Source organism: Pantoea piersonii, assembly GCF_003612015.1.
GTDB classification, from domain to species: Bacteria; Pseudomonadota; Gammaproteobacteria; order Enterobacterales; family Enterobacteriaceae; genus Pantoea; species Pantoea piersonii.
The window spans coordinates 71,326-85,856 of sequence record NZ_RARB01000004.1 but is presented as its reverse complement, the minus strand read 5'-3'; the positions used below and the strand labels follow the sequence as shown (position 1 = coordinate 85,856).

At 60.0% G+C, this 14,531-nt stretch carries 12 protein-coding genes; 7 read left to right on the top strand and 5 right to left on the bottom strand.

Annotated features, from left to right (window positions below; all coding sequences use genetic code 11):
- Positions 1–22 precede the first annotated feature (22 nt).
- Positions 23–391, bottom strand: a complete 369-nt coding sequence (locus D7S44_RS12340) for a helix-turn-helix domain-containing protein (RefSeq protein ID WP_120455249.1) — start codon at positions 389–391, stop codon at positions 23–25.
- Between the two features lie 186 nt (positions 392–577).
- Here D7S44_RS12340 and D7S44_RS12335 point away from each other — a divergent pair, with 186 nt between their 5' ends.
- The 3 genes from D7S44_RS12335 (at position 578) to D7S44_RS12325 (ending at position 3,731) form a co-directional block, all read left to right on the top strand.
- A complete protein-coding gene (locus D7S44_RS12335) occupies positions 578–1,237 on the top strand; it encodes a response regulator (protein WP_120455248.1) in 660 nt (219 codons plus the stop codon).
- The gene (locus D7S44_RS12330; RefSeq protein WP_120455246.1) at positions 1,234–2,589 is read left to right on the top strand and encodes a sensor histidine kinase; all 1,356 of its coding nucleotides are present in this window, start codon (positions 1,234–1,236) and stop codon (positions 2,587–2,589) included. Before D7S44_RS12335 ends, D7S44_RS12330 begins: the two co-directional genes overlap by 4 nt.
- A gap of 275 nt (positions 2,590–2,864) precedes the next feature.
- Positions 2,865–3,731 (top strand): nucleoside-specific channel-forming protein Tsx, encoded by an 867-nt coding sequence (locus tag D7S44_RS12325; protein ID WP_120455244.1) that lies wholly within the window; start codon positions 2,865–2,867, stop codon positions 3,729–3,731.
- 152 nt (positions 3,732–3,883) lie between these two features.
- Here D7S44_RS12325 and yjdN read toward each other — a convergent pair whose 3' ends face one another.
- The gene (gene yjdN, locus D7S44_RS12320; RefSeq protein ID WP_120455243.1) at positions 3,884–4,321 is read right to left on the bottom strand and encodes a VOC family metalloprotein YjdN; all 438 of its coding nucleotides are present in this window, start codon (positions 4,319–4,321) and stop codon (positions 3,884–3,886) included.
- Between the two features lie 73 nt (positions 4,322–4,394).
- Positions 4,395–5,291 (bottom strand): LysR family transcriptional regulator, encoded by an 897-nt coding sequence (locus tag D7S44_RS12315; protein WP_120455879.1) that lies wholly within the window; start codon positions 5,289–5,291, stop codon positions 4,395–4,397.
- A 104-nt stretch (positions 5,292–5,395) separates the two neighbouring features.
- On the opposite strand from D7S44_RS12315, the gene D7S44_RS12310 reads away from it, so the two are divergent.
- From D7S44_RS12310 to D7S44_RS12295, 4 genes are all read left to right on the top strand, one after another.
- Positions 5,396–6,706 (top strand): amidohydrolase, encoded by a 1,311-nt coding sequence (locus D7S44_RS12310; RefSeq protein WP_120455241.1) that lies wholly within the window; start codon positions 5,396–5,398, stop codon positions 6,704–6,706.
- Positions 6,706–8,148: a M20 family metallopeptidase gene (locus D7S44_RS12305; protein WP_167456971.1), complete on the top strand. Its 1,443-nt coding sequence runs from the start codon at positions 6,706–6,708 to the stop codon at positions 8,146–8,148. Before D7S44_RS12310 ends, D7S44_RS12305 begins: the two co-directional genes overlap by 1 nt.
- 76 nt (positions 8,149–8,224) lie before the next feature.
- Complete coding sequence (gene abgT, locus D7S44_RS12300) at positions 8,225–9,745, top strand: p-aminobenzoyl-glutamate transporter (protein ID WP_120455237.1); 1,521 nt, start codon at positions 8,225–8,227, stop codon at positions 9,743–9,745.
- A gap of 187 nt (positions 9,746–9,932) precedes the next feature.
- Positions 9,933–11,348: an MFS transporter gene (locus D7S44_RS12295; protein WP_120455235.1), complete on the top strand. Its 1,416-nt coding sequence runs from the start codon at positions 9,933–9,935 to the stop codon at positions 11,346–11,348.
- 70 nt (positions 11,349–11,418) lie between these two features.
- Here D7S44_RS12295 and D7S44_RS12290 read toward each other — a convergent pair whose 3' ends face one another.
- Positions 11,419–12,735, bottom strand: coding sequence for a c-type cytochrome (locus D7S44_RS12290; protein WP_120455233.1), 1,317 nt, complete (start codon positions 12,733–12,735; stop codon positions 11,419–11,421).
- Between the two features lie 10 nt (positions 12,736–12,745).
- The gene (locus tag D7S44_RS12285) at positions 12,746–14,530 is read right to left on the bottom strand and encodes a GMC family oxidoreductase (RefSeq protein ID WP_120455231.1); all 1,785 of its coding nucleotides are present in this window, start codon (positions 14,528–14,530) and stop codon (positions 12,746–12,748) included.
- Between the last annotated feature and the right edge of the window lies 1 nt (position 14,531).

Sequence of the window (14,531 nt, the reverse complement as noted above, 5' to 3'; positions counted from 1 at the left end):
TCTGTTACACCTGTTTGCTGACTTAGCCCGCCATCGCCAGCGGGAACAGCAGCCGGTCCGGCTCGACGCGCCGTTGGCGGCGCAGCTGCCCTGGAGTGACGCGGAAATAATTTTTAAAAGTGCGCGTATAGGCCTGCTGGGTATCGAAACCGTAGTTCATCGCCACCTGCAGAATCGCCTCGTTGCTGTTCAGCAGCAGCAGAGCGGATTCGGTCAGCCGGCGCTGGCGAATATACTCCGCCAGCGAAAAGCCGGTATGCTGACGAAACAGACGCTGCAGGTGCCAGCGGGAATAGCCCGAGCGGCGCGAGACCTCATCCAGATGCAGATCCTGACCTAAGTTGTTTTCAATCCACTGCAGCAAACTACGAATAAATTCGCGCTGATTCATGAGTTTCTCCTGATACGGCATGATCTTCAGTGAACCCACTTTAACGCAGGAAATTTATCCCTTAATTAGCGGAAAATTAGCGCAGAATTAGCATTGCGCGCCGCAGGGTGCGCTGTGCGGCAGCTTTAATTCTGTGCTAATAATCCCGGCGTAAACTGCGGCTACTTATCAACGAGGAGATTTTTCATGCGCGTGCTACTGGTGGAGGATGATGAAATGATCGGCGCCAACCTGCAGCAGGCGCTGGAAGCCACAGGCTGGTCGGTTGACTGGGTGCGCGACGGCGTTTTCGCGCATCACGCCTGGAGCGAAGGTGACTATACCTGCGTGCTGCTCGATCTCGGCCTGCCGCGCGACGACGGCCTGCAGGTGCTGAAGCGCGCGCGTGGACGCGGCGATACCACGCCGGTGCTGATTTTAACGGCGCGCGATACTGTGGCGCAGCGCGTGCAGGGGCTCGACAGCGGCGCCGATGACTACCTTCTGAAGCCTTTCGATCTGCAAGAGGTGCTGGCGCGCATGCGCGCCATCACCCGGCGTCGCCACGGCGCAGCGGACTCGCTGCTCGGCAGCGGCGACGTACAGCTGGATATGATGACGCGCGAAGTGCTCTATAAGGGGCAGCGCGAGCAGCTTACCGCGCGCGAATATGCGCTGCTTTACGCTCTGCTGGAGCGTCCCGGCGCGATACTGTCGCGGGAACAGCTGGAGAACCGCATCTACGGCTGGGGCGAAGAGGTAACCAGCAACGCGGTCGATGTGCTGATCCACGGCATGCGCCGCAAACTCGACAATGACGCCATCCGCAACGTGCGCGGACTCGGCTGGCGCGTGCCTGCATTATGAAACCTTTTACCTTTATGCGCTCCCTGCGTAATAAACTGCTGAGTACGCTGCTGATTATTCATCTGCTGATGATTGGCGGCGTCACCTGGTACTTCTTCAGCTGCTACGGCGAGATGATTGGCACCATGAAGGATGACCAGCTGTCGAAAATCGCCGACGCCTGGGCGACCAATAAAGAGATCCCGGCGCTGATGCCGCTGATGCTGCACGCCGACAAGGTCAAAAGCGCCTATGTGGTGCAGCTGTGGGACAGCAACGGCAAACTGCGTGCCAGCTCCTGGCCGGAGCTGCATGCGCCGCTGCAGGCGGAAAAAGGGTGGCATGATATCGACGTCGGCGACTGCAACGAGTGCGCCTGGCGTATCTATACGCGCCCCGGCGAGCCGGGCAGTGAGATCAAGACCATCCAGGTTATGCATAACCTGAGCTATATGCGTTCCGTAATGGTGCAGCGCGCGCTGTCGGCCATTATCCCTATGATTTTAATGATGCCGCTCTCACTGCTGGTCATCTGGCTGGTGGTGCGCAAAATCACCCGCGATCTGCGCGTCGCGTCGCGTGAAATCGCGGCGCAGGAGACGCTGCATCCTCATCTCGTCTCGCCGGAGGGACTGCCGGACGAGATCCTGCCGCTGGTAGAGGCGTACAACTCGCTGCTCAATAAGCTGCGCGCCGCCTGGTCGTCGCAGCGCCAGTTTCTTGAGGACGCCGCGCACGAGCTGCGTACGCCGGTGACCGCGGTAACGCTGCAGCTGGAGAACCTGCGTCAGCATATTCAGCCCGGCGAAGCGAGCCGCCAGTTCGATCAGCTGGAGGCGGGCGTCACGCGCACGCGCCATCTGGTGACGCAGCTGCTTAATATCTCTCGCCAGGAGGATAAAACCGTCGTTGCCTCGATCGAGCATATTGAGCTGGAAGATCTGCTGAAAGAGAGCATTGAGCAGCTGATGGTGGTGGCCGATAAGCGCGGCATTGATATCGGTTTTAATGGCTCGACCCACTATCGTCTGCAGGCGAGCCGCTCCGAGCTGCGCAGCCTGTTCGATAACCTGATCGGCAACGCCATGCTGCACACGCCGGAAGGCAGTCTGGTAGACGTGCTGCTGCACCGCGTCGGCGATCGCACCGTGGTCGATATCGTCGATAACGGACCCGGCATGCCAGAAGCCTTTATCGATCGCGCCTTTGATCGCTTTACCCGTGCCCCCACGGTGAAGGCGCAGGGCAGCGGTTTAGGGTTATCAATAGTGCGCAGCGTGGCGCAGAAACACCATATCCAGGTAGCCCTCTCCAACTGTCTCAACCCACAAGGCGTTATCTGCGGTTTGCAGGTTCGCGTCACCCTACCCTGAATTTCACGTTCGAGCGCGATGCCGACAACGTAAACGGTTGCGGCGTTCCGTTCGCTGCCGCTTATTTTCGTGACACGCTTCACATTTTCACGTAAATGCAATGCAACACATTTTGACAAACGTGAGCAAAATCTATTTTCTATCGCCCTGTAACGGTCAGGCTACGCAGGCTAGAAACCGGCAGTAAAAAACGGTTACATCTTCGCCGCCCTACTCTGGGATTGATTTCACCTTGACTGCGTCCAGGCGTGGTCGAAAGCATGTGGTTAATGAGAATGACATTTAAAACCTTGATAGCAGGAGCCTTGCTGGCGACCTCTCTGGCTGGCAGCGCGCAAGCCGCCGAAAGCGATCCGCAATATCTTTCCGACTGGTGGCACCAGAGCGTTAACGTGGTAGGTAGCTATCACACCCGCTTCGGACCGCAGTTCAATAATGATGTCTATCTGGAATATGAAGCCTTTGCCAAAAAAGACTGGTTCGATTTTTACGGCTACCTCGACCTGACCAATTTCTTCGGCATGGGCAACAGTAACGCCAACGGTATTTTCGACCACGGTTCGCCGATGTTCATGGAAATTGAGCCGCGTTTCTCTATTGATAAGCTGACTGGCACCAGCCTGGCTTTCGGTCCGTTCAAAGAGTGGTATTTCGCTAACAACTATATCTACGATATGGGCCGTAACAGCGATAACCGCCAGAACACCTGGTATATGGGTCTCGGCACCGACATCGATACGCACAGCGACGTCGGCCTGTCGCTTAACGTTTACGCCAAATACCAGTGGGAAAACTACGGCGCGGCGAATGAGAACAGCTGGGATGGCTATCGCTTCAAGGTGAAATACATGGTGCCGATCACCACGCTGTGGGGCGGCAACCTGAGCTATATCGGCTTTACCAACTTTGACTGGGGTTCTGACCTGCGCGACAAGTCAGACGCTTCGCGTACCAGCAACTCCATCGCCTCCAGCCATATTCTGTCGCTGGGTTACGATCACTGGCATATCTCCGCCGTGGCGCGTTATTTCCATAACGGCGGACAGTGGGCGGACGGCCAGGAGCTGAATTTCGGTCGCGGACCCTTTGAAGTGAAATCGACCGGCTGGGGTTACTACCTGGTGGCGGGCTATAACTTCTGATAAAACAGTCAAGCGCACCTCACTGACAAAGTGGTTAGCCTGAGCCGAAGAGCAAAGCGTCCCGCGACAAGGATGTCGCGGGCCGAGCGCGCAGGGATGCCTTGAGCGTCTTTGCGATCGGATCAGGCTAACCGCGTGAGCACTTATATAACTTAATGCTGCGGCTTCACCACGTTAATACGCCACGGGATGCCGAATTTATCAATAAACATGGCGAATCCGTTCGACCAGAAGGTCTCCTGCCACGGCGTCGTCACTTTCCCGCCAGCCGACAGTTTCTCAAACCAGGCTTTACCCTGCTCCGCATCGGTAGTCGAAAGGCTTACCGCATAACCGGCGTGCTCCGATGCCGGGGGCTGATCGGTATTGCCATCGCTCAGCATCAACTCGCCCTGACCGATACGCAGATGAGCATGCATAATCTTCTCCGGCGGCAGCGGCGGCGCAGACTGGTCGCCCACCTGTTCGCCCTGATCCGGCATATCGCCGAACGTCATTTTATAGAGCAGCTCTCCCTCGGTGGCCTTCAGGTAAAAGTCGATAGCCTCTTCACAGCGGCCGTAGAGAAACAGATAAGGACTGACTTGCATCTTCACCTCCATTTGTCGGTTGGATTTTTTACAGCACCTTAATAGTGTAGACGACAGGGCTTACCTGCTGTTTTTACTGGCAATAACGGCGGAACAGCTGCGCCATATAGGCGCTCATCGGCGTCAGCGCGGTATCCTTTCGCTGGATCAAATAGAAGGTCGCTTTCGGCAGCGGATCGTCCAGCTCCAGCGCCACCAGCTGATGGCCCAGCACCGGATCGTTGATCACGTCCACCGATAAAATGCTGACGAAATCGCTCTGCGCCACCAGGCTGGTACAGGCCATAAACGTCTCGCAGGAGACCACAATTTTTGGCGCCATGCCGCGCTCGCTAAAGAGATCGTGCAGCAGGCGGTAGTAGCTGCCTTTCGGCGTCGGCATGGTCCAGTTGCACTGCTGTAGCGCCGCCAGCGAACGCGCCTTCTCCATGGGATGCCCTTTACGCACCACCACCCGATATTCGCGCTGCATCATTTTCTCAAAGCTCAACTCCTGATCGAGATGGCTTTGATCGTAGGTGTTGATGGTGAAATCAAGCTCGCCCTGGCGCAGCTCTGGGATCATCGACACCAGCTGTCCCTCCACGATACGCACTTTGACCAGCGGGTATTCGCGGTGAAACTGCGTGATCACCTGCGGCATGATGGTGCGCGCCACGCTGCCGCCGACGCCGATATTGACTCGTCCGCCCGCCAGCCCAAGCCGCTGCTGAATATCCTCCTGCGCCACACGTAATTCTTCTAAAACCAGGCTGGCATGGCGAAAAAAGTTATCACCCACGTCGGTCATCATCACGCCCTGCTGACGGCGAATAAAGAGCCGAGCGCCTAATACCTGCTCAAGTTCCTGAATCGATTTAGTCAGCGCAGGCTGGGAAAGCCCGGAAAGACGGCTTGCAGCGCGAATGCTTCCCTGGCGCGCGACCTCAACGAAGGCGCGCAGCTGATGCAGCTTAAGCTGTGACGGCATGATAACCACTGTTTATCAGGAGAAAGATATTTGCATCTTATGCGGCCAGAGAGGCTTGTGTAAATTCGGGACTGTGCATAAAAAACCAACAATAAGGATTTCCTATGACAACCCTCTCTGAACAGGTCCAGGCGCTGGCGCCGCAAATGCAAAACTGGCGGCGCGATCTTCATCAGTTCGCCGAATCCGGCTGGCTGGAATTCCGCACCGCGACGCGGGTGGCCGATGCGCTGCATAAGCTGGGTTATCAGCTGCAGCTCGGCCGCGAGGTAATCAATGCCGAGGCGCGTATGGGGCTGCCCGACGCCGACACCCTGAAGCAGCAGGAGGCGCGCGCGCTGCAGCAGGGCGCGCTGGCGCAGTGGATGCCCGCTTTCTCCGGCGGCTTTTGCGGCATCGTCGCCACGCTGGAGACCGGTCGTCCCGGCCCGGTAATGGGTTTCCGCGTCGATATGGACGCGCTGGATCTCAATGAGAGCCAGGCGGCCGACCATCTGCCGCAGCGCGAAGGCTTCGCCTCCTGCAACGCCGGCATGATGCACGCCTGCGGCCACGACGGCCATACCACTATCGGGCTCGGGCTCGCCAGCGTGCTGATGGCGATGAAGTCGCAGCTGAGCGGCACCATTAAGCTGATCTTTCAGCCTGCCGAAGAGGGCGTGCGCGGCGCGAAGGCGATGGTGGAAGCAGGCGTGGTGGACGATGTCGATCTCTTTACCGCCATCCATCTCGGCACCGGCGTGCCCGCTGGCGAGCTGGTGTGCGGCAGCGACAGCTTCCTCGCCACCACCAAGCTGGACGTGCATTTTACCGGCGTCGGCGCGCACGCGGGCGGCAAGCCTGAAGAGGGTCGCAACGCCTTACTGGCGGCGGCGCAGGCCACGCTGGGTCTGCACGGCCTGCCGCAGCACAGCGGCGGCGTAGCGCGCGTCAACGTCGGCGTACTGCAGGCGGGAACGGGCCGCAACGTGGTGGCCGATACGGCGCTGATGAAGGTGGAGACACGCGGCGTCAGCAATGAGGTTAACGACGATATCTACCAGCAGGCGCTGCGTATTATCGCTGGCGCGGCGGCGATGTACGGCGTGGAGTATGAGGTCAAACTGATGGGCGCGGCGCGCAGCTGCACGCCGACGCAGCCCTGGGTCGATTTCCTTCATCAGCAGGCGGAGGCGCTGGGCATCTTCGACTCGGTGGTGGATAGCAAAGCGCAGGCCGCCGGATCGGAAGACGCCACCTGTATGATGGAGCGGGTAAAACAGCGCGGTGGTCAGGCGACCTACGCGATTTTCGGCTGCGAGCTGGCGGCGGGCCACCATAACGCGAAGTTCGATTTTGACGAAAGCGTAATGGGTAAAGCGGTGCAGATGCTGGCGACGCTGGCGCTCAATCAATCGCAGTTTGGAGGCGGGTGATGAACGCTGATTTCCTCGGCGACTATATCGACGCTAACCAGGCGCGCTTTACCGCTCTCAGCGACGCCATCTGGGACACGCCGGAAACCCGCTTCGCCGAAACCCGCTCCAGCGCGCTGCTGGCCGATGCGCTGGAGCAGGAAGGCTTCGCCGTGACGCGCGGCGTCGGCAATATTGAAACCGCCTTTATCGCCAGCGTGGGCGAAGGCAAACCGGTTATCGCCATTCTTGGCGAGTTCGACGCGCTGGCGGGGATGAGCCAGCGAGCGGGCTGCGCGCGGCCTGACCCGCTGGAGGAGAATGGCAACGGCCACGGCTGCGGCCATAACCTGCTCGGCACCGCAGGGCTGGCGGGGGCGTTCGCGCTTAAGGCGTGGAGGGAGCAGCACGGCGGACGCGGCACGGTTCGCTTTTACGGCTGCCCCGGCGAAGAGGGCGGTTCCGGCAAAACCTTTATGGTGCGCGAGGGGCTGTTCGATGATGTCGACGCCGCCGTGACCTGGCATCCCGAAGGCTTCAGCGGCCTGTTTAACCTCAGCACGCTGGCGAATATCCAGGCGGCGTTTCACTTTAAAGGGGTGGCGGCGCATGCCGCTAATTCGCCGCACCTCGGACGCAGCGCGCTAGACGCCGTGACGCTGATGAACACCGGCGCGAACTTTCTGCGCGAGCATATCGTGCAGGAGGCGCGGCTGCACTATGCAGTCACCAACAGCGGCGGCGTCTCGCCTAACGTCGTGCAGGCCGATGCTGAAGTGCTCTACCTGATCCGCGCGCCGGAGCTACCGCAGGCGCAGGAGATCTACCAGCGCGTTATTAATATCGCCCAGGGCGCGGCGCTGATGACTGACACGCACGTCACCGTTCGCTTCGACAAGGCGTGCTCCAACTACGTGCCGAATCGCGCGCTGGAGGCGGTGATGGAGCGCTATTTGCATCACTTCGGTCTGCCGCACTACAGCGACGAAGAGCGCGCCTTCGCCGCCGAGATCCGCGCCACGCTCAGCGAGGACGATCTGCGCAATGCCCGACTCAATGCGGCGCGCACCGGCGGCGAGGCGGGCGCGGCCTGGATCGAGGCGCACGGCGACAAGCTGCTGATGGACGAGGTAGCGCCCTGCGCGGCGACGCGCGAGCTGCTCTACGGCTCTACCGACGTCGGCGATGTCAGCTGGGTCACGCCTGTCGCACAGTGCTTCGCGCCCTGCTTTACCTTTGGCACCCCGCTTCATACGTGGCAGCTGGTGGCGCAGGGCCGCACCTCTATCGCGCATAAAGGCATGTTGCTGGCGGCCAAAGTGATGGCCGCCACCGTACTGGAGCTGCTGAACGATGACCAGGCGCTGGCACGCTGTCGCGCCGAATTTGAGCGCGCGCGCCGCGCCCAGCCCTATCGCTGTCCGATACCTGAAGGCGTCACGCCTTCAAAACTGGCCAACTGAGCCACGGCCGCGCCTCAGGCGCGGACCGATAACACAATAAAAAACGCAAACACGACCATACAAGACGAGGAATAACATGACCGTAATGTCGGAGAATCGCAGCCCTGGGAAAGTGTTCGGCTGGATTGAGCGGGTCGGCAATAAAGTCCCCAATCCTTTCCTGCTGTTTGTTTATCTGATCCTGGTGCTGATGGTGGCGACCGCCATTATCAGCAGCCTCGATCTGGCGGTGAAAAACCCTGTCAGCGGCGAGCTGGTGCGCGTCAACAATTTACTGAGCGTAGCGGGCCTGCAGTGGATCCTGCCCAACATCATCAAAAATTTCAGCGGCTTTACGCCGCTCGGTTCGATTCTGGCGCTGGTGCTCGGCGCGGGCCTGGCGGAAAAAGTCGGCCTGCTGCAGTCGCTGATGGTGAAGATGGCGTCGCGCGTCAGCCGCCGCTACGCCAGCTATATGGTGCTGTTTATCGCCTTTTTCAGCCATATCTCCTCTGATGCCGCGCTGGTGGTGATGCCGCCGCTCGGCGCGCTGATTTTTCTCGCCGTGGGCCGCCATCCGGTCGCGGGCCTGCTGGCGGCGATTGCGGGCGTCGCGTCCGGCTTTACCGCCAACCTGCTGATCGTCACCACCGACGTGCTGCTTTCCGGCATCAGCACTGAGGCGGCGAAGGCGGTGAGCGATACGGTACACGTGAGCGTGATCGACAACTGGTTCTTTATGGCCACCTCCGTGCTGGTGCTGACCGTGGCGGGCGCCCTTCTGACCGACAAGTTTATCGAGCCGCGCCTGCCGCAGTGGAAAGAAGGCAGCAGCGAGCGGCTGGCGGCCCTGACGCCGCTGGAGAATCGCGGCCTGCGCGCGGCGGGCATCGCGGCGCTGCTGTTTATCGGCGTGATGGCGCTGCTGGTGGTGCCGGAACATGCACCGCTGCGCGATCCAGTAACCGGCGGTATCGTGCCGTCGCCCTTTATCAAAGGCATCGTACCGATCATCATCCTGTTCTTCTTTGTCGTGGCGATCGTCTATGGCGCGGTCACGAAGCAGATCCGCCGTCCGGATGATATTCCGCAGCTGCTGGTGGAGCCGATGAAAAGCATGGCGGGCTTTATTGTGATGGTGTTTCCGCTGTCGCAGTTCGTGGCTTTTTTTAACTGGAGCAACATGGGCAAATTTATGGCCATCGGGCTGACCGATGTGCTGGAGAGCGCGGGCATCAGCGGCGCGCCAGCCTTCCTCGGCCTGATGTTCCTGTCAGCGTTTCTCTGTATGTTTATCGCCAGCGGTTCGGCGATCTGGTCGATTCTTGCGCCGGTATTCGTACCGATGTTTATGCTGCTCGGCTTCCACCCGGCCTTCGCCCAGATGATCTTCCGCATCGCCGATTCGGCAGTGCTGCCGCTGGCGCCGATGTCGCCCTTTCTGCCGCTGTTCCTCTCCTTCCTGCAGCGATACCAGAAAGATGCGCAGCTCGGCACCTATTACGTGCTGATTTTCCCTTATCCGGTGCTCTTCTTTATCACCTGGATCGCGCTGCTGCTCGCCTGGTATGCGCTGGGATTGCCTGTCGGTCCCGGGGTCTATCCGCAGATGCCGTAGCGGGCTTGCCAGGGACGGCTAAAACTGCAACGTACGTTGCTAAAAACTCACCAACAACCCTCTCGGCAAGGATCGCCGAATTGATTATTCTGCTATCTCTTCGCTTGCTAACGGTTAATTATTTTTACAACGTCGCCACGCCGTTAGCAGGACAGGCAAACACCGTCACACCGAGGTTTATAAAATAATGACAACAACCTGCCCTTCAGGGATAGCGCCGGCGTTCGCTGCGCCGACGCCGCATAACAACAGTTTAGCGGGGCGCATCGACGCCCTGCCGTCATCGCGAGGCCTGTGGCGTTTTATTACGCTGCTCGCGCTCGGCGGCTTCTTTGAACTCTACGACTTGTTCGAGACCGGCTATATCAGCTCGGGTCTGCTGGCCGCTGGCGTTTTCCACACCGGCAGCGCAGGCGTGTTCGGCATTGCCGATCAGGCCGCCTTCGCTTCCGCGACCTTTCTCGGCTTGTTTGTCGGCGCCAGCCTGCTGGCGCCCTATGCTGACCGCTTCGGCCGCCGCCTGACCTTTATGTGTGCGCTGGCGTGGTATGGCATTTTCTCCCTGCTGATGGCTTTTCAACAGAGCGCGGAGATGATTATCCTGTTCCGTTTTCTGGTGGGCATCGGCCTCGGCATCGAACTGGTCACTATCGATACCTATCTCTCGGAATGGGTGCCGACGCATCTGCGCAGCCGCGCCTTCGCCTTCTCTTTCTTTGTGCAGTTCCTTTCCGTGCCTGCGGTGGCGCTGATGTCATGGTGGCTGGTGCCACAGACAGTGCTGAGTCTTGAGGGCTGGCGCTGGGTGGTGATCGCGGGCGCGATCTGTTCGCTGGCGATCTGGTTTATCCGTAAGGATCTGCCGGAGTCGGCGCGCTGGCTGGCGCAGCAGGGACGCCATCAGGAGGCGCATCAGGTGTTGAGCGCCATGGAAAAACGCTGCGGCGTCGCTCCCGGCGCGGATTTCCCGCCGGATGACGCGGCGGCGCAGCTGCCGAAACGCGGCCGGTTCAGCGAGATCTGGGCGCCAGCTTACCGCAAGCGCACCCTGATGCTGGTGGTGATGAACCTCTTTCAGGCGATCGGCTTTTTCGGCTTCGGCAACTGGCTGCCGGCGCTGCTGTCGGGCAAAGGGGCCACCGTCACCCACAGCCTGCTCTACGCCTTTTTCATCACCCTTGCCTACCCGCTCGGCTCGCTGATCTCCAGCCGCTACGCCGATAAGCTGGAGAACAAATGGCAGATCGTTTTGTCCTGTCTGATGACCGTGGTATTCGGCACGCTGTTCGCCTTTCAGACCAGCCCGGCGCTGCTGATTGTCTGCGGCTTCCTGATCACCTGGTCCAACGCCTGGCTGACCTTTAGCTATCACGCCTATCAGACAGAGATTTTCCCGACCCATATCCGCGCCCGCGCGGTCGGCTTTTGCTACTCCTTCAGCCGCCTCTCGACGGTATTCAGCAGTATTCTGATCGGTCTGATCTTGCAGTATGCGGGCAGTCAGGGCGTTATCGCCTTTATTGTGGCAAGTATGCTGATTGTGATGCTCTCGGTAGGGATTTACGGGCCGAAGACGCGCGGCATCGATCTGGAGAATATTTAAGCGCCAGCGCGCGATGAAAGGCTAAAGAGGCGGGAAAAGGCGCCCGGTGTCAGCCGGGCGCCTTTGAGCATTACGGGTTTTCGAGCTGATGAATATCCGCGCTGCCCTGATAAGGTTTTATCGTCTTATCTTCACGCAGCTTCGCCACATCCTTCGCCGTGACCTTCGACTGGCTGCCGTTGCCCCAGCTGGTGCGGATAAAGTTCACCACGTCCGCGACCTGCTGATCGTTGAGCCGCCAGCCGAACGCCGGCATGGTGATGGCCGACGGCGCGCCTTTTACGCCAGGCAAGGTACCGCCCGCCAGCACGATATGGATCAGCGAGGTGGGATCGTCAGTCATCACCACCGGGTTGCCGCGCAGCGCCGGGAAAAAGCGCTGGTAGCCGCTGCCGTCGGTTTTATGGCAGGCCGCGCAGCTATCGACATAGACCGATGCGCCGGTCGCGCTGTCGTCGCCTTTCCATAACGCTTTCGCCGTGGCGTCGTCCTGACTAAAAGCCGCCTGGCTCGGATCTTTCGCGCCGAGCGACTTCAGGTAGCGCGCAATCGCGGCGATATCTTCATCGCTGAGATGCTGCAGGCTATGCTCCACCACCTCGGTCATGCCGCCAAACGCGGCGGTATGATCGTTACGGCCGTAGCGCAGGAACTGGCGCAAGTCGTTCTCGCTCCAGCGCCCCAGCCCGTCGCGGTTGTCGCCGCGCAGGTTGCTGGCGGTCCAGCCGTCAATCGGCGCGCTGCTGCCCGCCAGATAGTCGCTGCCTTCGCCGTTGTTCAGCGCTTTTTCCTGCATGGTGATGCTACGCGGCGTATGGCAGGCACCGCAGTGGCCCAGCCCCTCTACCAGATAGCGACCGCGCGCCAGTTCAGGATCCTCCTGCGCCGCAGGCTGGAACGCTTTTACGTCCGGCGCGAACAGTGAACGCCAGATCGCCAGCGGCCAGCGCATCGACAGCGGCCAGGGAATCGCGCTCTCTTTATTAGCCTGCTCAACGGGCGCAACGCCATGCATAAAGTAGGCGTAAAGCGCCTGCATATCGTCGTCGCTCACCACCGCATAGGAAGGGTAAGGCATCGCCGGATAGAGGGTATCGCCATTTTTCGCCACGCCGTGACGCACCGCCTTCTGGAAGTCGTCGTAGCTGTAGTCGCCAATGCCGGTCGCCTTATCGGGCGTGATATTGGTGGAGTAGATGGTGCCGATCGGCGTCGCCATCGGCAGGCCGCCCGCAAAAGGTTTACCATCCTTGCTGGTGTGACAGGCGACGCAATCGCCCGCGCGCGCCAGATACTCACCGCGTTTTACCCGATCGCCGCCGTTATCGTCCGCCAGCGCGGCAAAGGTCATCGTGCCCAGAATCAGGGCCAGTAAGCCGTTTTTCATCGCCATTTCCTTATGCCTGCACCAGTGGACCCGGGTTTTTCAGATACTGCTCGCGGATCGCTTTCGCCGACCAGTAGGTCAGCGCCGCCACCATCCCCGTCGGGTTATAGCCGAGCCCCTGCGGGAACGCGGATGCGCCCGGTACAAAGACGTTCGGCACGTCCCAGCTTTGCAGGTAACGGTTCACCGCGCTGGTGGCGGGATTGTCGCCCATAATGGCGCCGCCGCTGATATGCGTGGTCTGGTACACCGTGGTGTCGAAGTGGGTACCCGGCCCTTTCGCGCCGCCGATAATCATCTTCGGGCTCATCGCTTCGGCGATTTTACGCATCTTGCCGACCATAAACTGCGCCATTTTGATGTCGTTATCCTGCCAGTCAAAGGTCATGCGCAGCAGCGGCTGGCCGTAGGCATCTTTGTAGTTAGGATCGAGGTCGAGATAGTTGACGCGGTAAGACTGATGCGCGCCGTGGGCGTCCATGGAGATATGGTGCGTATAGGTATCCGCGACCGCCGCTTTCCACTTGCTGCCCCAGTTCGGCGTGCCCGTTGGGGTCGGCAGGCCAGAGATCGGCTTGGTACCCGCCTGGTTGACCCAGAACGGCGAACCACCGACAAAGCCGTGCGGCCCGTGGTCGAAGTTGTCGGCGTTGAAATCATCTACGCCAACGCCCGCGCCGCCCGCGCCAATGAACGGGTTAGTGGTGGTGTTTTTATCGAACAGCGCCTTCAGGGTCGAAATATTCTGGTAGGCGAAGTTGCGGCCGATGGTACCTTCGTTGGTAATCGGGTTGTAAGGCTTGCCGATGCCGGAGAGCAGCATCAGGTGCACATTGTGGAACTGGAACGCTGAGAGGATCACCAGATCCGCCGGCTGCACCACTTCACGCCCCTGCGCATCGACGTAAGTCACGCCGGTAGCGCGCTTTTTATCCTCAGTCAGGTTAACGCGCAGCACATAGGCGTTGTTGCGCAGTTCGAACTTCGGCTCCTGACGCAGCGCAGGCAGAATGTTTACGTTCGGCGATGCTTTCGAGTACATGTAGCAGGCGTAGCCGCTGCAGTAGCCGCAGAAGTTGCACGGCCCCATCTGCGCGCCGTAGGGGTTGGTGTACGGGCCGGACGTGTTGGCCGATGGCAGATCGTAGGGGTGATAGCCCACCGATTTCGCCGCCTCGGCAAACAGCTGCGCCGACCAGGTGCGTTTCTGCGCAGGCAGCGGGAATTTATCAGAGCGATCCGGCGCGAACGGGTTGCCGCCGCTATCCTTGCCGATCACCTGGCCTTTGATGCTCCAGGGGGTACCGGAGGTGCCGAAGACCTTCTCCGCCTTGTCGAAGAACGGCTCCAGTTCGTCATAGGTGACGCCGAAGTCCTGAATCGTCATCCCTTCCGGAATAAAGTTTTTGCCGTAGCGCTCTTCGTAATGGCTGCGCTGGCGCAGCTCGGTGGGATCGACGCGGAAGTGTACGCCGGACCAGTGCAGTCCCGCGCCCCCGGTGCCGGTGCCCGGCAGAAACGCCGCCAGCTGACGATAGGGAACCGCCGTCTGCGAGGCGTCGTGGCGGATAGTCACGGTGCTTTTCGACAAATCCTGGAACAGCTTTTTACGGATGTTATAGGTCAGCTCGTCAATCGACTGCGGATAGGAACCGTCAGGATAGGTATCGCGGTGCGGGCCGCGCTCCAGCGCCACCACATTAAGTCCAGCTTCGGTCAGCTCTTTGGCCATGATCGCGCCGGCCCAGCCGAAACCTACGATCACCGCATCTGCTTTTTTCATTTCGTTTGCCATG